General features: G+C 68.2%; 20 protein-coding genes. 10 read left to right on the top strand and 10 right to left on the bottom strand.

Annotated features, from left to right (window positions below; all coding sequences use genetic code 11):
• Nucleotides 1–110: 110 nt before the first annotated feature.
• On the bottom strand, nucleotides 111–1,394 hold the full coding sequence (locus tag ACSZL9_RS02520) for a YbiU family protein (protein ID WP_446663885.1): 1,284 nt from the start codon (nucleotides 1,392–1,394) through the stop codon (nucleotides 111–113).
• A gap of 88 nt (nucleotides 1,395–1,482) precedes the next feature.
• On the opposite strand from ACSZL9_RS02520, the gene ACSZL9_RS02515 reads away from it, so the two are divergent.
• Nucleotides 1,483–2,583, top strand: a complete 1,101-nt coding sequence (locus tag ACSZL9_RS02515; protein ID WP_446663884.1) for an ROK family transcriptional regulator — start codon at nucleotides 1,483–1,485, stop codon at nucleotides 2,581–2,583.
• On the opposite strand, the gene ACSZL9_RS02510 is transcribed toward ACSZL9_RS02515, so the two are convergent.
• Nucleotides 2,557–3,621 (bottom strand): FUSC family protein, encoded by a 1,065-nt coding sequence (locus ACSZL9_RS02510; RefSeq protein WP_446663883.1) that lies wholly within the window; start codon nucleotides 3,619–3,621, stop codon nucleotides 2,557–2,559. The two genes, ACSZL9_RS02515 and ACSZL9_RS02510, sit on opposite strands and share 27 nt — an antisense overlap.
• 110 nt (nucleotides 3,622–3,731) lie before the next feature.
• On the opposite strand from ACSZL9_RS02510, the gene ACSZL9_RS02505 reads away from it, so the two are divergent.
• Nucleotides 3,732–4,316, top strand: a complete 585-nt coding sequence (locus tag ACSZL9_RS02505; RefSeq protein WP_446663882.1) for a hypothetical protein — start codon at nucleotides 3,732–3,734, stop codon at nucleotides 4,314–4,316.
• Nucleotides 4,317–4,515: 199 nt separating this feature from the next.
• Nucleotides 4,516–6,030, top strand: coding sequence for a DEAD/DEAH box helicase (locus tag ACSZL9_RS02500; protein ID WP_446663881.1), 1,515 nt, complete (start codon nucleotides 4,516–4,518; stop codon nucleotides 6,028–6,030).
• 102 nt (nucleotides 6,031–6,132) lie between these two features.
• Here ACSZL9_RS02500 and ACSZL9_RS02495 read toward each other — a convergent pair whose 3' ends face one another.
• The 6 genes from ACSZL9_RS02495 to ACSZL9_RS02470 form a co-directional block, all read right to left on the bottom strand.
• Nucleotides 6,133–6,921: a glycerophosphodiester phosphodiesterase gene (locus ACSZL9_RS02495; RefSeq protein ID WP_446663880.1), complete on the bottom strand. Its 789-nt coding sequence runs from the start codon at nucleotides 6,919–6,921 to the stop codon at nucleotides 6,133–6,135.
• Nucleotides 6,922–7,004: 83 nt separating this feature from the next.
• Nucleotides 7,005–8,537 (bottom strand): helix-turn-helix domain-containing protein, encoded by a 1,533-nt coding sequence (locus ACSZL9_RS02490; RefSeq protein WP_446663879.1) that lies wholly within the window; start codon nucleotides 8,535–8,537, stop codon nucleotides 7,005–7,007.
• A gap of 201 nt (nucleotides 8,538–8,738) precedes the next feature.
• Complete coding sequence (locus ACSZL9_RS02485) at nucleotides 8,739–10,844, bottom strand: 3-hydroxyacyl-CoA dehydrogenase NAD-binding domain-containing protein (RefSeq protein WP_446663878.1); 2,106 nt, start codon at nucleotides 10,842–10,844, stop codon at nucleotides 8,739–8,741.
• Complete coding sequence (locus tag ACSZL9_RS02480; RefSeq protein ID WP_446663877.1) at nucleotides 10,844–12,070, bottom strand: thiolase family protein; 1,227 nt, start codon at nucleotides 12,068–12,070, stop codon at nucleotides 10,844–10,846. Before ACSZL9_RS02480 ends, ACSZL9_RS02485 begins: the two co-directional genes overlap by 1 nt.
• A gap of 52 nt (nucleotides 12,071–12,122) precedes the next feature.
• Nucleotides 12,123–13,406, bottom strand: a complete 1,284-nt coding sequence (locus ACSZL9_RS02475; protein ID WP_446663876.1) for an HRDC domain-containing protein — start codon at nucleotides 13,404–13,406, stop codon at nucleotides 12,123–12,125.
• Nucleotides 13,403–13,990, bottom strand: coding sequence for a DUF3000 domain-containing protein (locus ACSZL9_RS02470; protein ID WP_446663875.1), 588 nt, complete (start codon nucleotides 13,988–13,990; stop codon nucleotides 13,403–13,405). Before ACSZL9_RS02470 ends, ACSZL9_RS02475 begins: the two co-directional genes overlap by 4 nt.
• Before the next feature lie 138 nt (nucleotides 13,991–14,128).
• On the opposite strand from ACSZL9_RS02470, the gene ACSZL9_RS02465 reads away from it, so the two are divergent.
• Entirely contained in the window at nucleotides 14,129–14,968 is an 840-nt protein-coding gene (locus ACSZL9_RS02465) for an EamA family transporter (RefSeq protein WP_446663874.1), read from the top strand.
• 38 nt (nucleotides 14,969–15,006) lie between these two features.
• The gene (gene hemE / locus ACSZL9_RS02460) at nucleotides 15,007–16,065 is read left to right on the top strand and encodes a uroporphyrinogen decarboxylase (RefSeq protein WP_446663873.1); all 1,059 of its coding nucleotides are present in this window, start codon (nucleotides 15,007–15,009) and stop codon (nucleotides 16,063–16,065) included.
• On the opposite strand, the gene yczE is transcribed toward hemE, so the two are convergent.
• Nucleotides 15,959–16,705, bottom strand: a complete 747-nt coding sequence (gene yczE / locus ACSZL9_RS02455) for a membrane protein YczE (RefSeq protein WP_446663872.1) — start codon at nucleotides 16,703–16,705, stop codon at nucleotides 15,959–15,961. The genes hemE and yczE overlap by 107 nt on opposite strands.
• 136 nt (nucleotides 16,706–16,841) lie before the next feature.
• Between yczE and yczR the strand changes: the two genes are divergently transcribed.
• The 5 genes from yczR to hemQ all read left to right on the top strand — a co-directional run bounded on the left by yczR (nucleotide 16,842) and on the right by hemQ (nucleotide 21,761).
• Nucleotides 16,842–18,251, top strand: coding sequence for a MocR-like transcription factor YczR (gene yczR, locus ACSZL9_RS02450; protein WP_446663871.1), 1,410 nt, complete (start codon nucleotides 16,842–16,844; stop codon nucleotides 18,249–18,251).
• 65 nt (nucleotides 18,252–18,316) lie between these two features.
• On the top strand, nucleotides 18,317–18,925 hold the full coding sequence (locus ACSZL9_RS02445) for a C39 family peptidase (protein WP_446663870.1): 609 nt from the start codon (nucleotides 18,317–18,319) through the stop codon (nucleotides 18,923–18,925).
• Between the two features lie 190 nt (nucleotides 18,926–19,115).
• Nucleotides 19,116–19,577: a VOC family protein gene (locus ACSZL9_RS02440; RefSeq protein ID WP_446663869.1), complete on the top strand. Its 462-nt coding sequence runs from the start codon at nucleotides 19,116–19,118 to the stop codon at nucleotides 19,575–19,577.
• A gap of 65 nt (nucleotides 19,578–19,642) precedes the next feature.
• Nucleotides 19,643–21,025 carry a protoporphyrinogen oxidase gene (gene hemG, locus ACSZL9_RS02435; RefSeq protein WP_446663868.1) on the top strand — a complete coding sequence of 461 codons (1,383 nt, stop codon included), beginning with the start codon at nucleotides 19,643–19,645 and terminating at the stop codon, nucleotides 21,023–21,025.
• A 22-nt stretch (nucleotides 21,026–21,047) separates the two neighbouring features.
• Complete coding sequence (hemQ, locus tag ACSZL9_RS02430; protein ID WP_446663867.1) at nucleotides 21,048–21,761, top strand: hydrogen peroxide-dependent heme synthase; 714 nt, start codon at nucleotides 21,048–21,050, stop codon at nucleotides 21,759–21,761.
• 55 nt (nucleotides 21,762–21,816) lie between these two features.
• Here the strand turns inward: hemQ and ACSZL9_RS02425 are convergent, their stop codons facing one another.
• Nucleotides 21,817–23,247 (bottom strand): amino acid permease, encoded by a 1,431-nt coding sequence (locus tag ACSZL9_RS02425; RefSeq protein WP_446663866.1) that lies wholly within the window; start codon nucleotides 23,245–23,247, stop codon nucleotides 21,817–21,819.
• Nucleotides 23,248–23,334: the final 87 nt, after the last annotated feature.

The raw sequence follows: 23,334 nt of genomic DNA, 5'->3' as shown, positions 1-23,334 counted from the left end.
CCGCACCGCCGTTGACGCTCGAACCTGTCATTGACGTCCCTGCAGCGCCGTCAGCCGCCGGTTCGACCGTCAATGGGTGGATCCCGGTCACGGTTCGGAGCAGTGAGTGCTCAGTCCGTCAGGCCCAGACCCCGGCGACCCGTCTCGTTCAGCTCTGCCTCGGTGAAGCGGCCAGTCCAGTCGCGCTCGTAGTGCTCGGCCGGGAAGTCGGTCGGGCTGTCACCGGCGGCGAACGCAGCTCGTACGGACTCGGCATACGTCTCGTTGCGCGGGCACCACGGCGCTGCGGGGATGTACATGACGTTGCCCCAACCCTGTTGGTCCTGCACGGAATCCACTCCGTGGATCATGTCGCAGTGCCACCACACGGAGTCGCCGGCCTGTATGTCGGGCAGTCCGCTCAGCGCCTCCATCAGCAGCGGCTGCCATTTCCAGCCGGCCGGGAAGACCTGGCCCGTGGTCACACCGCACATCTCGTCCTCGGGAACGTCTTCGAGCAGCGGACGCAGCATCAGATAGGCCATCGCCTCGGGGATCGGCACGGTCTGCAGCACGCCCTGGTCGTGCCGCATGTCCGACAGCGCCGTCCAGCCCTGGAACGTGCGGAACGCCGAGCACATCGTGCTGCCCGGGTATGGCGTACCGACCGTCCGGTATGCCGCGTCCCACGGGTCGTACTCCTCGACTGATCCGTCGAAGAGATGCCGGAACGCCTGCTGGTTGGTCCGGGTCATCCACAGGTCGAGCGTGCCGGGGTCGAGGTGCGTGCCGAGACCCGCGGAGTCCGCACCCGGCGGCCGGCGGCGGATGCGGTCCGGGTAGAGCGAGTCACGGTCCGGGTCGAACCACTGCCGGCCCTCGGACTCGTTGCGCCACACGTGATTGAGGAAGGACTGCACGGTCGCCATCCGATCGCTCTGCCGCGCCTCCATCTGCGGGCGGGACCAGTAGATCGGGTAGATCTCCGGCTTGGACCCGACCGAGCCGAAGAAGTCATCGCCGGGGCCGCGGTAGTTCTCGAAGAAGTGGTTCTGCTCGACATAGTCGACGATGCCCGCATCCCAGGCTTCGGCCTGCTCGCGCGGGAAGTGTCCGCGGATGACCGCGCAGCCGCGGCGGCGCACCTGATCCTGCAGGGCATCGCGCTTGCTTGGGTCGGCCAGATCATCGAATTCGATGACAGGCCAGGGAGTTCCGCCGGCCCGCTTGATCTCGTTGATCTCGGCGACGCGCGCGGCGACGCGGCGTTCGATGACGTCGAAGACCTCGTCGACCGAGCGCCCTGACGCTTGGATCCGCCGGCGCAGTGCCTGCTTGATCTCTCGGATCGCACCGCCGAGGTCGGTGGGTGGTGTCGGCCAGTCGGGCAGGGTGGGCGCGGCGGTGGTTGCCATGAGCTCTCCTCATTTGTAAGGTCACCTTACAAATGGAGCGTAGCTGGCGATTGCCAGTTGGGCAAGGGTCCTTACTAAGTGAGGTCGTATGGCGATTCCACCACCGGACGTGGTGCGTGCAGGCACGGACCAGCACGTCCTGGAGTTGTTGCACGAAGGCCCGCTCAGTCGCGCGGAACTCGCTGCCAGAGGTGGCTTTTCGAAGCCGACCGCGTCCGAGAGCGTCCGGCGCCTCGAGGCGCGCGGCCTGGTGGGGGAGACCGGGGACCGTCGGCACGGTGTCGGCCGGACCGCCACGCTGATGGGGATCCGCCCGGAAGCCGGTGTGGGGCTCGCAGTCACGATCGAGCCGACCGGCATATCCGCGAGCACACATAGCGTCCCCGGAGAGATCATCCGAACGGCTGAGGTCGCACTCGGTGCGGGGCGAGGCTCACGGGCAGTGAAGGCGGCGCTGGGCAAGGCGGTTCGAACAGTTGCGGACGGCGGAGCCCTGCCGATCCGAGTGGCTGCTGTGAGCGCCGCGGACCCGGTGCGCCGGTCCGACGGTCGGTTGGCGGAGTTGCCGGACGCGCCGTTCCTGGTCGGCTCGCTGGACCCACGTGCGGTGCTCTCGTCATACGTCGACGGGGACGTGCACGTCGACAACGACGTCAATTGGGCGGCCAGTGCGGAGCTCTCGGCTCGTTCCGGCACCACCGACTTCGGCTATCTGCACCTCGGCCCCGGTCTCGGCGGCGCGGTCGTCACTGACGGAGCAGTGCGCCGGGGGCAGCACGGTTTCGTCGGGGAGATCGCACACATCATCGTTGCCGGTCCGCGAGGGCGCGCGATGCCGATCACCCGGATGTTTGCCGAAATGGGTTTGCGCCAACCGGATTCGAGCGCCATTGACGTGTCTCGGGTCCGGAAGGCATTGCAGGATCGCCGGACCGCAGCGGTGATCGGTCGTGGGCTGGCCGGAGTGGCAAGTGCCTTCGTGGCGCTGGCAGATCCGGAGCACATCGTGGTGGCCGGCGAGTGGGGCGACGCCGCGCGCCAATGCCTGGAGGAGGCGCTGCAGGACGCTCCGCGACCGATTTCCGTTGTCGACGCCGCAGTGCAGCATCCGTCACTTGTCGGCGTCCGTGATGGCGCGGTGTCCGCCTTGCGACGGTGGATCTCAACCGCTGCGGTCGCTGCCGACTGATTCAGCGCGTCGATGCCGGACGAGTCGCGGCCACGGCACGAGCAGGACCAGCGCGATGATTGCACCGAGCGCGGTCTCTGCTGCCCGGTCGGTGAGCACCGTGCCGACCCCACGCGGTGCAGAGAGCTGCCCCATCAACAGGGCGAGCGGGGTGATCGCGAGCAACGCGATCGCGTAGTTGCGGCCCACGAGCAACTCGGCCGCGACCTGCAACACCATGATGAGCACGACGATCACGATCGGGGAGGGGTGGGCCGCCAGGAGTGGCCACGCGACCAGCACCCCGGCCAGGGTGCCGACGACTCGGTGGACGCCGCGGACGATCTGCGTCTGACGGCGTGGTCCGGTCAATGTCGCAACGACGGCGACCATCGCCCACGACGGGTGGGAGCCACCCACGCTGGTCGAGATGGTGCCGGCGACGAGGATGCCGATCAGCAGACGTAGCAACGCGATTCGCTGCACCGGGTCCCGCAGCGCGCCGGAGAGGTCGGCCGCGGGTACCGCTGCCCGCGGCCGGGTCGTCGGCTCGCGGAGCGCCCCGACACGGCCCACCAGCATGGCGAAGAGCGCACTGAGTGCGGCCGCAGCGGCGGAGATCGGCACCAGCTCAGCTCGTCCAGGGAGCGATGCCGAGACAGTGATGCCGAAGACCAGGAAGATCGATCCCGGCGGGTGCCAACGGAATGCCGTCGACACGACCTGTCCGGTGATCGCCACCAACGCCGCGCCGGGCACGGTCCACCACACACTGCCCGGCAGCAGCGCGATCGCGGTGCCGAGCACGACGGACCCGGTCAGGAACAGGCCGGCCATGGCCTGCATGCCGGTGCGCTCGGCATACCCGCTGCGCCGGCCGTAGAGGGAAGTGAAGGCACCGAAGGCTGCGTATGGTGCCCACTCCGTGCGATCGATCAGCACGAGGATCAACAGCGGCACGAAGACGGAGACACCTGCGCGTGCCGCGACTCGGTGCGCCCCCGCATGGGGCCCGAAGGTGAATGCGGTGCGGAGGGGACTCGTCGCAACATCATTCATAAGCATTGACATTCTATCGTCGGACGCGGCGTGCTCCACCTCATCTCCGGTGTCTGACTCGTCACGCCACGTGCTTGTGCGGACGGGCCCCAGCGGGTAGTCAGGTGTGTATGTCGAGCGACGCAGCCACCCCGCAGTCAGTGACCGAAGCATGGCCGCCGCGCACGGAGCCGGTGGATCATGTTGCCAAGCGGGTGATCGTGCTGCCCGGTCGCGCGTATCCGATCGACGCGCCGCTACTTTTCTGGACGGCCGCAGGCTTGGTCGAGGATGGCTGGTTCGTGCAAGCCGTGCGCTGGCAGCGTCCGCCGATGGAGGCCGACTTCGTCCGCGACGCGTTGGAGAAGGCGCTGCGCGAGGCGCCGGCGGCCGATCAGACCCTTGTGGTCGCGAAGTCTCTCGGCACACTGGCGGCGCCGCACGTCGCGGAGCTGGATCTGCCAGCCGTATGGCTGACGCCCGTGCTGACCGACGAGCTTGTGGCGCAAGCCCTTTCGACATACCCGGCGACGCAGCTGGTGGTTGGCGGTTCGGCTGATCGGCTGTGGCCGACCGATGCGCGACCGGCCGGGGAGATCATGCATGTCGACGGCGCCGATCACGGAATGGGTCGTGGGGGAGTGCGCGAGAGCAACGCCATACACATGGATGTCGTGGACCGGGTCCGCGACTTCGCGGCGCAGGTGATCACCTGAGCAGTGCGTCTCAGGTCACGGGGGGCGCTGGTATGTCGCTCGATTCGTCAAGCGAGGTCGTTAGCCGGTAGCCTGCACACATCGGCTCGTCACAGTCCTCGCCACGAGTTGATCCGCATGTCGAGTTCGCTCCGTGCGCAGCCCCTGACCTTCAGGAACCGGCTGGCCAGGCGAGGCAACCGAAGAGAACGTAGCTTTCGTGACCTCATCGTTCGATGCCCTCGGCGTGCCCGCACGCCTCGTCGAAGTCCTTGCCGCACAGGACATTACGACTCCCACACCTATCCAGGCAGCCACCCTGCCCGACTCCCTCGCCGGACGAGACGTCCTCGGACGGGGGCGCACCGGCAGCGGCAAGACCTACGCCTTCGCGCTGCCGTTGGTCGCGCGACTGCAGGCGAGCAACACCCGGCGGACGCCGAGCCGGCCGCGTGCGTTGATCCTCGCGCCGACCCGTGAGCTGGTCAATCAGATCCGCGACTCGCTCGAGCCGCTCGTGCAGGCTGCAGGTCTGACCACCCAAACCGTGTTCGGCGGCGTCGGTCAGAACCCGCAGGTGCGCGGATTGCGTTCCGGCGTCGACATACTCATCGCCTGCCCGGGTCGCCTCGAGGACCTGATCAGCCAGGGACACTGCTCGCTGGCATCCGTGGAGATCACCGTTCTCGACGAGGCCGACCACATGGCCGACCTCGGCTTCCTGCCCGGTGTGCGGCGTCTGCTGAAGCAGACCCCGAAGGGCGGCCAGCGGTTGCTCTTCTCGGCCACCCTCGACAAGGCGATCGATGTGCTGGTCCGCGAGTTCCTGCGCAAACCCGTGACGCACGAGGCGGATTCGGCGCAGTCGCCGGTCGCCAAGATGAGTCACCACGTGTTGCACATCGCCAGCCGGGACCTGCGGGTGCCGGTGCTCGCCGACCTCGCCTCCGCACCGGGTCGCACGGTCGTCTTCACCCGCACCAAGTACGGCGCCAAGGGCCTGGCCCGGCAGCTGAACCGGCGTGGCGTGCCGGCGGTCGACCTGCACGGCAACCTCGGCCAGAATGCCCGGACCCGCAACCTCGCGGCATTCCACTCGGGTGCGGCAAGCACGCTGGTTGCGACCGACGTCGCCGCACGCGGGATCCACGTCGACGACGTCGCCCTCGTCATACACGCCGACCCGCCGGCCGAGCACAAGGCATATCTGCACCGCTCCGGCCGGACCGCACGCGCGGGCGCCGAAGGCACGGTCATCACCTTGATGACTGACGACCAGCGGGGCGACGTCCGCAGCCTGACCAAGGCGGCCGGCATCAAGCCCACGACCACGAAGGTCGCCGACACCAATCACCCGGTGCTGGCCGAGCTCGCGCCCGGCGAGCGGGTGCTGGTCGAGGGCGGGTATGTCGCACCGGCACCGGCCCAGCAGACGGCCAAGGCGTCGGGGTCGAAGCCCCCTCGATCCGGTGGTCGTTCAGGCGGCAACCGTTCGGGTCGCAACCGCAACAAGAGTCGCGAGAACGGGAACCGTTCAGCCGCAGGCACTTCCGCACCGAACGCTAGTAATGGATCCGGCAGCCGGCGTCGCTCGAACGGCGGCTCCGGCGGGGGACAGGCATCGAAGGGTCGTTCCGGTGGCGGTCGACGCACCGGTGGCGCGGGGCGACCGAGCGGTTCGGGTCGCTCAGGCGCCAGCCACTCGGCGGCTGCGTTCAGCTCCGGGCGCCGCTGAGGCGCGTGCATAACCGGCGACGGTCGCTGGAAGGCCGGGGGTTCGGCCCTGCCGCGTGATTAACCGGCGACGGTCGCTGGCTGTGTGTATGACGAAAGCGGCTCAGTCCACCCACTGGCCGCGCTGCACCAGCACGTCGCGGAGTATGTCCGCCCGGTCGGTCATGATGCCGTCGACCCCGAGGTCGAGGAGCGCGTGCATCTGCGCCGCGTCGTCGATGGTCCACACGTGCACCTGCACGCCCATCTCGTGAGCCCGGCGCAGTGACGCTGCACTGACGACACGCACACGACCGGAGGACACCGGCACCTGCAGACAGTCGACTCCGCGAAGTGCGTTGCGTCCCACCGGGATCCGAGACCATGAGGGCACTGGACCGCCGATCACGAAGCGGGTGATCACCGACTGGCCGCCGGATGTCGCGACCGGCCGGGAAAGGCGCCGCAGCACGGCCCGTCGGCGCTTGTCCGAGAACGACGCGATGCACACCCGGTCGTGGGCGTTGTGCCGCTCGATGACACGCGCCAGCGGCGCGACCGCGGACTCCGCCTTGCAGTCGATGTTGACGCGCAGGTCGGGCCACGTCTCGAAAACCTCGTCGAGAGTGGGGATTTCGGCCGTGCCGGCGATGTTGGCCCGGCGGACCTCACGCCACGGCAACTCCGCGACAGTGCCCGTGCGATCGGTCACCCGGTCCAGGTGATCGTCGTGGAAGGCGATGAGTGTGCCGTCGCTGGTCGCGTGCACGTCCGTCTCGACATACCGGAAGCCGAGGTCGACGGCGGCGCCGAACGCCGGCAGCGAGTTCTCCGGGGCGCCGCGCCCGTCGGTGAACCCGCGGTGCGCCATCGCGATGACACTCGGATGGTCGAAGAATGCTGTGTGCGCCACCCGTGGAGTCTAAGCAGACAAACGTGAGACGCGTTGGTATGACGGGCAGCTCGCCCGTCATACCAACGCGTCTGTGGAATGCCTCAGATGTCGCGGAACGTCTGGATGTCAGCGCCCAGCTTGTTGAGCCGGGTGTCGAGCTCCTCGTAGCCGCGGTCGATGACATAGATGTTGCGCAGAACCGAGACACCGGGAGCAGCCAGCATCGCCAGCAGTATGACGACGGCCGGCCGCAGGGCGGGCGGCGACATGACCTCGGCCGCACGCCATTTGGTCGGGCCTTCGATCAGCACGCGGTGCGGGTCCATCAGGTGCACCTTCGCGCCGAGCGCGTTGAGCTCGGTGAGGTAGATCGCGCGGTTCTCGTAGACCCAGTCGTGCAGCGTGGTGGCCCCCTGCGCGTAGGCGGCGATCACCGCGAAGAACGGCAGGTTGTCGATGTTGAGGCCGGGGAATGGCATCGGGTGGATCTTGTCCTTGGGCGCGATCAGCGGCCCGGGCTTGGTGGTGATGTCCACCAGGCGCGTCTTGCCGTTGGCCGAGGTGTATTCGTCACCCTCGATCTCGTATTTCATGCCCATGCCCTCGAGCAGGGTCAGCTCGATCTCCATGAACTCGATCGGCACCCGACGGATGGTGATCTCCGAATCGGTGACGACCGCAGCGGCGACGAGGGTCATCGCCTCGATCGGGTCCTCCGACGGGTGGTATTCGACGTCGCGGTTGATCTCCTTGACACCGCGCACCCGCAGCGTCGTGGTGCCCACGCCGTCGATCTGCACGCCGAACTTCTCCAGCATGAAGCACAGGTCCTGGACCATGTAGTTGGGGCTGGCGTTGTGGATGACGGTCTCGCCGTCATGGAGCGCTGCCGCGAACAGGGCGTTCTCGGTGACGGTGTCACCGCGCTCGGTGAGGATGATCGGCTTGCCGGGGCGGACCGACGGGTCAACCTTGGCGTGGTAGTAGCCGTGCGACGCGACGACGTCGAGGCCGAACGCGCGCAATGCGTAGAGGTGCGGCTCCACGGTGCGGGAGCCGAGGTCGCAGCCACCGGCGTTGGGCAGTTGGAACTCGTCGAACTGGTGCAGCAGTGGCCCGAGGAACATCAGGATGGTCCGGGTGCGGCGCGCAGCGGTCTCGTCCATGGCGCCGAGGTCGAACTTCGCCGGAGGGATGATCTCCAGGTCGCTGCTGTCGGGCAGCCACCGGGTCTTGACGCCGATCGAGGTCAGCACCTCGGTGATGCGGTTGACCTCCTCGATGCGGGCGAGGTTGCGCAGCGTGGTCTTGCCCTTGTTGAGCAGTGTCGCGCACAGGCAGGCGACGGCGGCGTTCTTGGAGGTGCGGACGTCGATCTCGCCGGAGAGCTTGCGACCGCCCTTGATCCGCAGGTTGAGCGGTGTCGAGGAGGCGACCGCCACGACTTCGGTGTCGAGCGCCTCACTGATCCGGGCGAGGGTCTCCAGGCTGAGGTTCTGCTTGCCCTGCTCGATGCGGGCGACCGCACTCTGCGACGTTTGCAGCGCTTCGGCCAACTCACTCTGGGTGAGCTTCTTGTGCCGCCGCGCGTCGCGGATGAGCGTGCCGACTCGGGAGAGGTAGTCATCGGTCATGCGAGCGAGTCTAGCTCACATATGAGATGAAGCGAGCCCTGCGACACGCGATCCGTGTCACAGGGCCCGCTCCGGGATCCTCGGCGAGGACTCCGTGGTATGTCGGCGGCGTGTCGCCGGGATCGTGGAGTATGTCGCCGCTGGATCTCGATACGTGACGAGGCGCTGGTCGCAAGCTCCCAGCGCCTCGTCCCTACTCGATCAGCTTGGGTCGGCTACCGACGCCACACCGGGCGCGAGGAAGCGCTTGCCGGTGACCTTCTCACTGATCCCGGTCCGGTCCAGCAGCGGTGTGACGCCGCCGTTCCAGAACGGGAAGCCGGCACCGGTGATCATCGCCAGGTCGATGTCCTGCGGTGCCTGCACGACACCCTCGTCCAACATCCGGCGCACCTCGTCGGCCAGCGAACCCAGCGCACGCTCCCGCACCTCGTCGGCGGTGAGCACGACCGGCGACGCGGGTGCCTCGAAGAGGTCCAGCACCTTGATGTCGATCGCACCGTCGCTGCCGTAGAAGCTCGGGATCTTGGCCTCGACCACCTTCGCGAGGTTGGGGGAGACGTAGAACCGATCCGGGAACGCCGCCGTCAGGGTCTCGCTGTTGTGCAGCGCGATCGCCGGCCCGACGAGGCTGATCAGCATGAACGGCGGCATCGGGGTGAGCCCCGCGAACGCCTGCTCGACGACCTCGATCGGCGTGCCCTCGTCCACGATCCGGCCGGCGTCGCCCATGAAGCGACCGAGCAGCCGGTTGACGACGAACGACGGGCTGTTCTTGACCAGGATGCTGGTCTTGCCCAGGCCCCGCGAGGTCGCGAAAGCCGTTGCGAGAGTGGCGTCGTCGGTCTTGTCGCCACGGATGATCTCCAGCAGCGGCATGACGGCGACCGGGTTGAAGAAGTGGAAGCCCACGACCCGCTCGGGGTTCTTCAGCTCCGACGCCATCTCGGTGATGTCCAGCGACGAGGTGTTGGTGGCCAGCACGCACTCCGGCGTGACCACGGCCTCGACCTCGGCGAAGACCTTCTTCTTGACCGACATCTCCTCGAAGACCGCTTCGATGACGAAGTCGGCGTCGGCGAAGCCGTCCTTGCTGGTTGATCCGGTCACCAGCGCCTTCAGGCGGTTGGCGCCGTCGTTGCTCAGCCGGCCCTTGGCGAGCAGCTTGTCGATCTCGGCGTGGGTGTAGGCAACACCCTTGTCCACGCGCTCCTGGTCGAGGTCGGTGAGGATCACCGGCACCTTCAGCTTGCGCGCGAAGAGCAACGCCATCTGGCTGGCCATCAGACCCGCGCCGACGACGCCGATCTTGGTGACCTTGCGGGCAAGCGACTTGTCCGGCGCACCCGCCGGCCGCTTGGCACGCTTCTGCACCAAGTCGAACGCGTAGAGGCCGGCACGCAGCTCGTCACTCATGATCAGGTCGGCCAGCGCTTGGTTCTCGGCGTCGAACGCCTCGTCCCGGCTCGCGGTGCGCGCCGAGCGCATCAGCTCGATCGCGCGGTATGGCGCAGGCGCCGCCTTGCCCGTCTTGGCGTCGGCCTCGGCTGCTGCCTTGTCGAGCGGACCGTTCCAGCCCTCCTCGGAGGTGTCGACCGTCTCGCGCTCGACCTTCTCCTCGCCCTTGATCACCCGTCCGGCAAAGGCCAGCGAGTCCTCCAGGAACGTGACCGGCTGCAGTAGCCGGTCGGCGAGGCCCAGCTCAAAGGCGTTCTTGCCCTTGATCATTCGGTTCTGCGACAGCGGATTCTTGATGATCAGCTGGCTGGCCTTCTCGGTGCCGATCAGGTGCGGCACGAGGTAGGTCCCACCCCAGCCGGGCACCAGTCCGAGGAAGCACTCCGGCGTCGCGTAGGCCGGCACGTCGGAGGAAATGGTGCGGTAGTCGGCATACAACGCGACCTCGACACCGCCACCCATCGACGCTCCGTTGATGAACGCGAAGGTCGGTACGGACAGTTGCGAGATCTTGCTGAACGTGTCGTGGCCCATGCGGGCGATCTCCAGCGCCTGCTCGCGGTCGGTGATCGCCGGGATGCCGGTGATGTCCGCGCCGACGGCGAAGATGAACGGCTTGCCGGTGATTCCGGCGCCGACGAGCTCACCCTTCTCTGCGCGCTCGGCGATCGTGTCGAGTGCGGCACTCAGCTCGGCCAGGCCGGCCGGTCCGAAGGAGTTCGGCTTGGTGTGGTCGAAGCCGTTGTCCAGCGTGATGAGCGCGAAAGTGCCTGCGCCGCCGGGGAGTTCGACGTCCTGGACGTGCGCGTGGGTGACGACCTCGTCGGGAAGATTCTTGGTCTCGGTCATCACGCGGCTCCTTCGGTGATGCTGCTGACGTAGTCCTTGTGGTGCGGGTTCTCCCAGATGACGGCTCCGCCCATGCCGATGCCGATGCACATCGCGGTGAGGCCGTAGCGGACCTCGGGGTGCTCGGCGAACTGGCGGGACAGCTGCGTCATCAGGCGTACGCCGGAGGAGGCGAGCGGGTGACCGGTGGCGATCGCGCCGCCATACAGGTTCACGCGCGGGTCGTCGTCGGCGATGTCGAAGTGGTCCAGGAAGGACAGCACCTGCACGGCGAAGGCCTCGTTGAGCTCGAAGAGGCCGATGTCGCTGATGTCCAGGCCGGCGTGGTCCAGGGCCTTCTCGGTCGCGGGGACCGGGCCGATACCCATGACCTCGGGCTCGACACCGACGAACGCGTAGTTGACCAGGCGCATGCCGATGGGCAGGCCCAGCTCCGTCGCGGCGCGCTCGGACGCCATCAGGCACGCGGTGGCACCGTCGTTGAGGCCGGCTGCGTTGCCCGCGGTGACATTGCCGTGCGGACGGAACGGCGTCTTCAGCTGTGCGAGGTCCTCGACAGTCGTGCCGGGACGGGGCGGCTCGTCGGCCGTTGCGAGTCCCCAGCCCTTCTCGTCGTGGCGCGTCGCCACCGGCACCAGGTCGGGCTGAATCTTGTTCTCCGCGTAGGCCTTTGCCAGCTTGTTCTGGCTGCCGACAGCGAACGCGTCACACCGCTGCTTGGTGATCTCCGGGAAACGGTCGTGCAGGTTCTCGGCGGTCTCACCCATGACGAGCGCGGACGGGTCGACGAGCTTCTCGGAGATGATCCGCGGGTTGGGGTCGACGCCTTCACCCATCGGGTGGCGGCCCATGTGCTCCACGCCGCCGGCGATGGCGATGTCGTAGGCGCCGAACGCGATGCTGGACGCGGTGTTGGTCACCGCGGTCATCGCACCTGCGCACATCCGGTCGATCGAGTAGCCCGGCGTCGACTTGGGCAGGCCGGCGAGCAGGCCCGCGACGCGGCCGAGGGTCAGGCCCTGGTCGCCGATCTGGGTGGTGGCCGCGATGGCGCACTCCTCGACCTTGGCCGGGTCGAGGTCGGGCTGGCGGCGGAGAAGTTCACGAATGCATTTGATGACCAGGTCGTCGGCGCGGGTCTGGGCATACATGCCCTTGTCACCGGCCTTGCCGAACGGTGTGCGGACACCGTCGACGAAGACGACCTCTGAGAGCGTGCGGGGCACGGTGCCTCCCGAGGGTGAGGACGAATTGACGTCTCCGACTCTACGGGAGTTGTTACTCGTCAGTAGCAGGGGCCTCGGTCGGCGCCTCCAGGATGTATGGCGCCACCAGATCGACCTGCCACGGCCGGGCGCCGAGCTGCTCGAGACGATCACGAATCTCCTTGTCGGAGAACGGATACGGTGGCGTCCACAACACACGTCGCAGCGTGTCCGGGGTGATGAGGTTCTCCAGTGGGACGTGCTCTGCCTCGGAGAACTCACTCAGCCGCTCGCGCACGTAGGTCAGTCGCGCCGCAGCCTCCGGTCGCCGATCCGCCCAGGCCCGCTGTGGTGGCGGCGCATCGCTTCGGACGGTGGCCGGGGGCAGCTCGGACTCCGTCATCGCCGCGACGCGCGCAATGGCGTCGAGCCAGCGGTCGGCATACCGGTTGGTGCCGCGTCCGGCGGCACGGGCACGGCTGCGGGACTTGGTGCGCAGCGACGAGCCTGCCTGGCGCAGTGCTTCGGCGGTGCGTGGTGCGGTGTTGGCCAGCTCGACGATCATCGCGTCCGGGAGCACCCGCCCGGGTGCGGTGTCGGAGGCCTGGGCGATCTCGTCGCGGGTCAGCCAGAGCTCCCGCACCCGGGCGATCGCGCGCTTGTTCTTGATGCGGTGCATGCCCGAGGTGCGCCGCCACGGGTCGGTGCGCTGGCGAGGACCGGCGAAGGAGGTCAGCGCGGCGAAATCCTGCAACGCCCAGTCGAGCTTGCCCTGGGCGTCCAAGTCGGCGTGCAACTTGTTGCGCACCTCGACCAGCACCTCGACGTCGAGTGCGGCGTAGGTCAGCCACGGCTCGGGCAACGGCCGGGTCGACCAGTCGGCCGCGGAGTGCTCCTTGGCCAGACTGATGCCGAGGTAGTGCTCGATGACGGCCGCGAGACCGACGCGGGGCAGGCCAGCCAGCCGCGAGCCGAGCTCGGTGTCGAACAACGCGTGAGGGTGCATGCCTACCTCGGCCAGGCACGGCAGGTCCTGGGTCGCGGCATGCAGCACCCACTCGGCGTCACCGATGGCTTCCTGCACCGGAGTCAGGTCCGGCAGCGCGATCGGATCGAAGAGGAAGGTCCCGGCGCCCTCGCGGCGCAACTGGACCAGGTAGGCGCGGTTGCCATAGCGGAAGCCCGCAGCACGCTCGGCATCGAGCGCGACCGGGCCGGTCGCTGCGGCGATCGTCTCTGCAGCGCGCTGCAACTCCCGCTCATCGGCGATGACATCGGGTATGCCGTCGGCCGGCGCCTCCAGGACGGGGTAGGTCGGGGACTCGTCGGTGGGTTCGTCGCCTTGCTCGACACTCATCGCCGCTGACCGGGCAGCGCGACCACGCCCTCCGGCAGCGGCGGCAGGCCGGCGACTGTCGACAACAGGTCGGTCCACGCCGCGAGGTGCGTGCCCAGGTCGCGGCCGGTGGGTGTCCACGAGGCGCGGATCTCGATCTCGACGGTGCCGCCGTCCTCGGCGAGCGAACCGAAGCCCTCGGACAGCACACGCGTCACGGTGCCTGCCTCGGCGCGGAAGTCGGCGCCGGCTTCACGCAACGAGTCCATCAGCCAACTCCAGCCCACCTGACCCAGCAGCGGGTCGGAGCCGGTCTCGGCCTCCAGCTCGGCACGGGCGTAAGTGACCAGCCGCCACGAACCTTCCCACGGCTCAGGGAAATCCGGGTCGTGCAGGACCACGAAGCGACCGGTTGCGAGCTCGGTGTCGTCGGGGTCGGCGGTGTTGCACACGTCGGCGGTCATCGCCAGCGAATAAGGGGCGATCCGGCCCGGGGCCGGCACTTCGGTCAGCCGGATCTCCGGCCGGAGCCGCACGGTCTGCAGGTCGCGGACGGCTTCCTGGAAGTCCGGTGCGGCGGCGCCGCCAAGGTCTTGGTTTCCCACGGATGCAAGCCTAAGTCGTACATGCCTTCGAGTGCTGGACCTTGGTTCGGCGGGTCGCCGACCGCATGCAACGATGCCCGGCATGTCGACCTCGCACGTCGTCGTGTCGACGCCGCACCCGTCACGTGGCGTCACGCAATGAGTGCATTCCTGGCCATCGTCGCGAGCGTGGTGTGGGGGAGTGCCGACTTCGGCGGAGGCATCTTCAGCAAGCGCATCGCCGCGATCCGCGTCGTGGCGATCTCACAGTTCGGTGCCCTGCTGGCGATGTCGGTCGTGTTCGGTGCGCAACTGCTCCTCTCCGGAGCGCCGACCGGCACGACCTGGTTGTGGGGCGCCGCTGCCGGCGCCGCGAACGCGATGGCGTTGTGCTCGTTGTATGCCGGGCTGTCCGTGGGAACGATGGGTGTTGTCTCGCCGATCGCATCACTGGGCGCCGTCGTGCCGGTCACGATCGGACTGCTGACCGGCGACACGTTGGGCGTGGTCGTCGGCATCGGCCTGTTCCTCGCGATGGCGGGTGCGGTGCTGGCGGCGGGGCCGGAGTTCACCGGTGACGTCTCCCGATTGCCGGTGCTGCTCGCAGTCTGCGCGGCTCTCGGCTTCGGCGCCTCGCTGTACTTCCTGCACGCAGCCTCCGCAGGAGGCGTCATACCGGCACTGTGGATGATGCGTGTCGCCAGTGTCGTGGAGCTCGTGGTGATCTGGCGCCTCTGGCCCGGTCTCGCGAACGGCGGAAAGTCGCGCCGCCGCGACCTGCCGTTGCTGCTCGTCGTCGGCTGCGGCGACCTGGCCGCCAACGGGCTCTTCGGACTCGCCTCGAAGGACGGCGAGGTCAGCCTGATCAGCGTGCTCGGGTCGTTGTATCCGATCGCCACGTTGCTGTTGGCACGTTTCGTGCTGCACGAGCGGATGCGCCCGGTGCAGGCTGCGGGCGTCGCGGTCGCCCTGCTCGGCGTCGTGTTGGTCGTGAGCTAGCTGCAAGCGGGCGCTCCCGTGATGCGAGGATTCATCACGTGACTCATCCCGATCCCCGTGACAGCGCGTTGGTCCGAGCAGCCCGCGGCCTGCCCACGACACACACTCCGGTGTGGTTCATGCGTCAGGCCGGGCGCTCCCTGCCCGAATACCGTGAGGTGCGCGCCGACGTGCCGATGCTGCAGGCGTGCCGCACCCCCGAGCTGGTCTGCGAGATCACCATGCAGCCGGTACGCCGCCACGGGGTCGATGCGGCGATCTTCTTCAGCGACATCGTCGTGCCGCTGGCGGCCGCCGGCATCGACGTCGACATCAAGCCGGGCATCGGCCCCGTCGTCGCGCACCCGGTGCGCACGCAGGCAGACGTCGACGCGTTGCCGGAGCTGATCGCGGAGCAGGTCGAGGACATCACGCGGTCGGTGCAGTTGCTCGTCGCCGAGCTCGGCGGCACGCCGCTGATCGGTTTCGCGGGCGCGCCGTTCACCCTGGCCAGTTACCTCATCGAGGGCGGTCCGTCCAAGAACCACGAGCACACCAAGGCCCTGATGTATGGCGCCCCCGACGTCTGGAATGCCTTGTGCGCCAAGCTCTCTCGCATCTCGGGCACGTTCCTGCGGGTGCAGGCGGAGGCGGGCGCTAGCGCCATACAACTCTTCGACTCGTGGGTCGGTGCGTTGTCGCTGCCGGACTATCTGCGCTTCGTGCAACCGCACTCGGCGGCTGCGCTCGCAGCGGTCGCGGACCTCGACGTGCCGCGGATCCACTTCGGAGTCGGGACCGGCGAGCTACTTGCCGCGATGGGTGAGGCCGGAGCCGACGTGGTCGGGGTCGACTACCGCCTACCGCTCGACGTGGCCGCACAGCGACTGGGTTCGGCATACAGCGTGCAGGGCAACCTCGACCCGGCGCTGCTCTTCGCACCGCGCGAGCCGCTCGAGGCGAAGGTGCGCGAGATCCTCACGTTGGGCAAGGCCGCCCGCGGGCACATCTTCAATCTCGGGCACGGGGTGTTGCCGAGCACGGATCCGGATGCGCTGACACGGGTGGTGGACCTGGTGCACACGGAGTCGTCGTCGGGGTCGTCTGGGTCCGCCTGACCGGCTCGTCCAGCGGGACCACCAGATAGCGCAGGAAGAACTGCACGAGCGGGCCGATCGACAGGGCGTAGAGCAGGGTTCCGATGCCGACGATGCCGCCGAGCAGCCAGCCGACGACCAGCACCGTCAGCTCCAGCGAGGTGCGGACCAGCCGCAGGCTCAGCCCGGTGCGCAGGTGCAAGCCGGTCATCAGCCCGTCGCGCGGCCCGGGTCCGAGTTGGCTGCCGATGTAGAGCGCGCCGCCGATCGCGTTGACCACCACGGCAGTCAGCAACAGCACCACCCGCACCACCACGTTGTGCGGTGTGGGGATCAGGGCCAGCGAGATGTTCGTCGCGATCCCGATCCAGATCGCATTGGAGATGGTGCCGAACCCCGGCCACTGGCGCAGCGGGATCCACAACAGCAACACCGGGATGCTCACCAGGATGACCGCAGTGCCCAGGTCGAGGCCGAGGTGCTCGGCGACGCCGTAGTGGAAGACGTCCCACGGGTCGAGCCCGAAGCCGGCGCGCACGAAGATCGCCATCGCCAGGCCGTAGAGCGTGAGGCCGACGAACAGGCGGACCAAGCGCGACGGCAGCTTGCCGGCGCGCAGTTGCTCGCGGGGAGTGAGGGAGGCGAGAGGGATCGGCTTCACGTCATCCAGGATGGCGCCGTTTGGCCACCGGAAAAAGAGCCACTTGCAGACGAGTGGTGCTCTTTGCGCCGGGCATCGACCGGTTGGCCTTGTCCGAGCAGGCCATTGTGGCGACGATGGATCCATGGAGTCACGTGTGTCCGCTCGCCGACTGGCCGTGTTGCTCGGTCCCCGGCGCAGCGGCGTCCCGGCATACACCTGGCTGGCGGACAGCATCCGGCAGCTGGTCGCCGACGGCAGGCTGCTGCACGGCACCCGACTGCCCAGCGAGCGTGAGTTGCTGGGGCAACTGCAGCTCAGCCGGACCACCGTCACGCGCGCGTATGGCGTGCTGCGGGACCGTGGCTATGCGCGCGCCGTGCGGGGCTCGGGCACCGTCGTCCAGGTGCCCGGCGGACCCGTCGCCGGGGGTGGTGAACCACTCGAACTTGCCTCGCTGCAACCCGTCGGTGCAGACGTCGTCGACCTGACCTGTGCGGCGCCGGCGGCGCCTCCGGGCTTGAACCGTGCCTACGCCTGGGCGGTGGAGCGGATGCCGTCCTTCATCGCCGCGGCGGGCTATTTCCCGCTCGGCGTCCCGGAGCTGCGCGAGGCCATCGCGCAGCGATATGCCGATCGCGGCGTGCCCACCGACCCCGACCAGATCATCGTGACCACCGGCGCGCTCGCGGGACTGGCTGCGGTCTACCGCGCACTGCTCAGCCGGGCGGAGCCGGCCGTCGTGGAGAGTCCGAGTTATCCCAACTCGGTGCGCGCGCTGGCGCACTCCGGTGCGCGCGTGGTTCCGGCACCGTTGGTGTCCGACGATCTGGAGGGGCTGTCGGGCGTCATACGACGGTCGAGCGCGCGAATGATGTTGGCAATGCCCGATTTTCACAATCCGACCGGACATGTGTGGTCCGACGACGAGCGCGCGCGGGTTGCCGCGATGTGGCGGGCCGGGGGAGTGACCGGCGTCGTCGACGAGACGATGATCGACACCTGGTTGGACGAGCCGATCGAGGCGCGGCCGATGGCGGCATACGCGCCGGGATGCGTCACGGTCGGCAGCGCGGCCAAGACGTTCTGGGCGGGGCTGCGGATCGGGTGGGTGCGCGCTCCGCACGCGCTCGTCGGTGCGATCGCCCGCGCCCGGCTCACGATGGACCTGGGGGCTCCCGTGCTGGAGCAGCTCGCGGTCGCCCGGCTGATGGACACCCAGGGCGGGTTGAGCGAGGAGTCGCGACAGCGGTTGCGAGCTTCCCGGCGCGTGCTGCTCGAGCTCGCCGATCGCTGCCCGGGGTGGCAGGCCGAGACGCCGACGGGCGGGCTGAGCCTGTGGTGGCACCTGCCGAGCGAGCGGTCGAGTGCACTGGTGGCAGCGGCCGAGCGGCGTGGCGTGCTGCTCGCGCCGGGGTCACTCTTCGCCGTCGACGGTCGTGGTCTGGAGCGGTGGATCCGCACGCCATACGCGCTGGACGAGGTGAGTCTGCAGCGGGCCGTCGGCGGCATCGCGGACGCGTGGGCCGACGTGACTGCGCCGAGTCATTTTGCCGTAAAGAATTAACAAAGTTGCTTCTCCTGAGGTTGCCCTTTCCGTGAAGGTGGACGGCATACGGAAGGAGTGCAGTCATGCACGGAGAGTCGGTCGCTCGACGCGATCTGTTCAAGGGTGCCGCGGCCGGTGCCGGTCTCGTGGCGTTGGGCGCCGCCGTCGCGCCGGAGGCGCAGGCAGCCAACTGGAAGGTGCTGCCGTTCACCTATCAGGCACAGGTGAACGGCTACTGGTGCGGCCCGACGGCCACGGCGATCGCGTTGTCTTGTCGAGGGATCAGCGTCAGCCAGCAGCAGATGGCGAATGAACTCGGCACGACCACCAACGGCACCGACTGGATCGGCCAGGTGACCAGGGTCCTCAACAACTACGTCGGGTGGTACGAAACCAAGGAGATCCCCAACGACCCGCCGACACAGGCACAGAAAGATCTGCTCTGGCACGACATCACCTACAACGTCGACCACGGCTACGCGTTGGTCGCCAACATCTGGGCGCCGGCGAACAACCACCTGCCGGGCTACCCGAACTACCTGATCATGCACTACTTCACGGTGGTCGGTTACAACCCGGACACCATGCAGGCCTACATCGCCGATCCGGCGAATTTCGGTGGTAACTCTCAGTATTGGCTGACCTTCGACCAGCTTGCGTCGCTCATCCCGCCGAAGGGCTACTCGGCCTGACGGGATTCCAGGACTGCACATGGTGCGCGGAGCCGGCGCACGATGTGCAGGGGGGTTGACCGGTCCGGGAGCGGCCGGCCCATGAGGTCCAGCAGGAGGTGCGTCATTCCGCACCTACTGCTGGACCTCAGTAGCCGTACCGCGCCTATTGCGGACCGCACATGTCCGGTGGGAGTGGCAGGTTGGGGTCATGAGCCGTGAGATGCAAGTGACGTTCGACGCCGCCGACCCGCGGTCCCTGTCGACCTTCTGGCGCGACGCGCTCGGGTATGTCCATCCCGGACCTCCCGGCGTCCAACTGGCACCGGACGCCGACCCGCTGGCCGCATGGGATCAGTTCCTCGAGTCCGCGGGCGTCCCTGAGGGACAACGCAATTCAGCCTCCGCTCTGGAGGATCCGGAGGGTGACGGCCCGCGGCTCTTCTTCCAACGGGTGCCGGAAAGGAAGAGCGGCAAGAACCGCGTCCACCTGGACATCCGGGCCGCGCCGGAGCTCGAGGGCGATGAACGGATGAGCGCCTTGGAGGCAGAGGCCGCCCGGCTCGTGTCGCTCGGCGGGGTTCGGGTGCGCCGCTTCGATCCGGAGCCGCCGATGTCCCAGGGGTTCATCGTGATGAACGACCCCGAGGGCAACGAGTTCTGTTTGGACTGAGCCGTTCTCACGCATGGGCCGATGCGCCCCGCGGTGACACAACTTGATGATGAGAAGCTGGGCGCATGGCTCGCATCGTCATCGTCGGCGCAGGGATCAGCGGTCTGACCGCGGCTCTGGAAGCCTCCGCATCCGCGCACGAGGTTGTCCTCCTGGAGGGTTCGCCGACGATCGGCGGCAAGCTGCGGCTGGCGACCATCGCCGGCCACCAGGTCGACGTCGGCGCGGAGGCGATGCTCGCTCGGCGTCCCGAGGGACTCGAGCTGCTCGCCGATCTCGACGTCGCGCCGGTGCACCCGGCCGGCGTTTCGGCATCGATCTGGAGCCGGGACGCGCTGCGCCCGATGCCACGCGGCACCGTCCTCGGCGTGCCCGCCGACCCGCAGTCGCTGAGCTCGCTGCTGACCGACGACGAACTGGACCGGGCCCGTGCCGAGCAGCGTGTCGATGTCGCCGATGACATCTCGGTCGGCGATCTGGTCGAGGCCGCGCTCGGACCGGCGGTCGTCGACCGACTGGTCGAGCCGTTGCTCGGTGGCGTGTATGCCGGGCACGCGCGACGACTCTCCGCGGCTGCCGCAGCACCGGCGCTGCTGGCGGCAGCCCAACACCAACGCCTGCTGACTGACGCGGCACGGGCCGCGACGGCGCAGTCCACCGCCGGCACTGCGCCGAAGCCGGTCTTCGCCGGGGTGCGCGGCGGGATGGGTTCGCTGCCCAAGCACCTGGTCCGAGCGTTGCTCGAGCGGGGCGTCTCGGTCCGGACCGGGGCGACCGTGCGCGCGCTGGACCGCACGGACACCGGCTGGCGGGTCACCGTCGGCGAGACACGGTCGCCGGAGCAGCTCGATGCCGATGCGGTCGTCGTGGCGACACCAGCGCGTGCGACCTCTCGACTCGTGTCGTCGGTCGCACCTGACGCGGGTGCCGCGCTTGAGGCCATCGAATACGCATCGATGGCGATCGTGACCTTTGCCTTCAACAGATCCGAATCCGCAGTGTTCGCAGACAGTTCCGGCTTCCTGGTGCCTCCCGTCGACGCGCGGCGGATCAAGGCGTCCACCTTCAGCTCGAGCAAGTGGCCGTGGCTGGCCGAGGCGGCGTCGGAGCTGACGTTCGCACGGGTCTCGCTGGGCCGGCACGGTGAAGAGGCCGACCTGCAGCGCAGCGATGCCGAGCTCGCTGCTGCCGGCATGTCGGACCTGCGCGCTGCCCTCGGCGACGGTGTGCCGCGCCCGGTGGCCGCGCACGTGCAGCGCTGGGGCGGAGCGTTGCCGCAGTATGCCGTCGGTCACCTCGACCGGATCGCGGCCGTGCGTTCTGCGCTGGCGGAGTTGCCGGGGCTCGAGGTCGCCGGTGCGGCATACGAGGGAGTCGGCATACCGGCGTGCATCGGCACCGGCCGCAAGGCAGCGGCGGCGGTGCTCACCCACTTGGCCGACCGCTGAACGCCGGGGAGAGAATGGCCCCATGACCGAGGAGCAGAGACTTCGTCCGGGTGCCAAGGCGATCAACGAGATCAACGACACCATCCGCTACACCATGTATTCCGCGTTCAAGGCGAGCCGCGCGCTGCCGGATGCCCGCGAGGAGGCGATCGCGGAGGTCGAGCGCTTCTTCAAGGAGCTCGAGGCGCAGGACGTCATCGTGCGCGGGACCTATGACGTGGGCGGTCTGCGCGCGGACGCCGACCTGATGATCTGGTGGCACAGCGCGGACATCGAGCCGTTGCAGGACGCCTACTACCGCTTCCAGACCACCGAGCTCGGCCGGAGCTTCGAGGCTGTCTGGTCCAGCGTTGCGGTGCACCGCCCGGCGGAGTTCAACAAGTCGCACGTCCCGGACTTCATGGTCGACCCGGAGCCGAAGAAGTACGTCTGCGTCTACCCGTTCGTGCGCTCCTACGAGTGGTATCTCCTGCCGGACGCCGAGCGTCGCACGATGCTGAAGGACCACGGCCTGCTCGCGCGCCCCTATCCCGACGTGCGCGCCAACACCGTGCCCGCCTTCGCGCTGGGTGACTACGAGTGGATCCTGGCCTTCGAGGCGAACGAACTGCACCGCATCGTGGACCTGATGCGTGACCTGCGTGCCGCCGAGGCGCGTTTGCACACGCGCGTCGAGATCCCGTTCTTCACCGGTCCGCTCGTGCCGATCGGTGACATCGCCCGCCGCCTGCGCTAAGCGGGTCGAGTAGCCGGCGGAGGAACGCAGCGGGGGAGCCGGCGTATCGAGGCCCCTATCCGTCGTCGGTCTGGACGGCCTCGCCCTGTCCGACCTTGCTGTGCTTGTAGCCGTAGGCGGCATACACGATCGCGCCGATAACGAACCAGACGGCGAAGCGGATCCAGGTCGCCTCGCTGAGCTTGGTCACCAGCCAGATCGAGAAGCAGATGCCGACGATGGGCGTGATCGGCATGAACGGCGTCTTGAACGTCCGCGGCAGCTCCGGCGACCGGTAGCGCAGCACGATCACCGCGGCGGAGACGACGATGAAGGCGAGCAGGATGCCGATGTTGGTCAGCTCGGCCGCCTCGCCGATCTGGACGAAACCGGCGATCCCCGCGGCGACGATGCCGATGATCCACGTCGGGCGGTATGGCGATTGGTGTTTGTTGGTCTTGGCGAACCACCCGGGTAGCAACCCGTCGCGACTGATCGCGAACCAGACACGCGAAGCGCCCAGGGTGAACGAGTAGAGCACGGTGATGATGCCGACGATCGCACCGACCGCGACCACCTTGGCGAACGCCGTGACGCCGACGGAGTTGAACGCCTCGGCGAAGGCGGCGCTGGCCGAGATGTCCTTGTAGTCGATCATCCCGGTCAGCACGGTGGCCGCCAGCAGGTAGAGCACCATCGCGATCACCAGCGACAGGATGATTGCTTTCGGCAGGTTGCGTTCGGCGTCCTTGGTCTCCTCGGCTGCGGTGCTCATCGCGTCATACCCGAAGACCGCGAAGAAGACCGTGGCGGCGCCAGTGGCGACACCCGACCAGCCATACGGCATGTATGGCGTGAGGTTGTCCGACTTGACGTAGAAGAAGCCGACGACGATGACCGCCAGCACGATCGCGATCTTGACGAAGACGAGCCAGGTCTCGACCTTCGCGCTGGTCTTCATGCCGCGGTTGAGCAGCCAGGCCACGCCCAGACAGAGGATCACCGCGAAGAGGTCGATGTGGTGCCCGTGGCCGGTCCCCGGTGCCCCTAGCATCCAGGCGGGCAGATGGATGCCGATCGCCTCGAGCAGGAAGCTGAAGTACTGCGAGACGCCGATGGCGACGACCGCCACGATCGCGGTGTATTCCAGCAGCAGGTCCCACCCGATGAACCAGCCGACCGCCTCGCCGAGCACGGCATACCCATAGGTGTATGCCGAGCCCGCCCGGGGGATCAGCCCGCCGAACTCGGCATACGACAACGCAGCACACGCGCTGGCGACGCCGGCGATGATGAACGAAAGCGACACCGCCGGGCCTGCGTGGTCCTTCGCCTCGGTGCCGGCGAGCGCGAAGATCCCGGCGCCGATGATCGCGCCGAGGCCGATGGCGGTGAGCTGCCACAGACCGATGGTGCGTTCGAGCTTGTGTCCTTCGGCTGCCTCGATCGGCTTGCGTCGGAAGATGCCGGTCGTCTTCGGGGCCGGGGTCGATCCGTTGGTCGCCATGACTCGCCTCCTGTGCCGAACCTTCCAAAGAGTGGCACTGGAGGGGTCACCTGTCGAGGAGGCGCGGCGGCCGCGCGCGACCTACCG

This window comes from Flexivirga sp. B27 (assembly GCF_052905685.1).
Note: the sequence above shows the minus strand (reverse complement) of the source record. Positions and strands in the feature narration are given on the sequence as shown.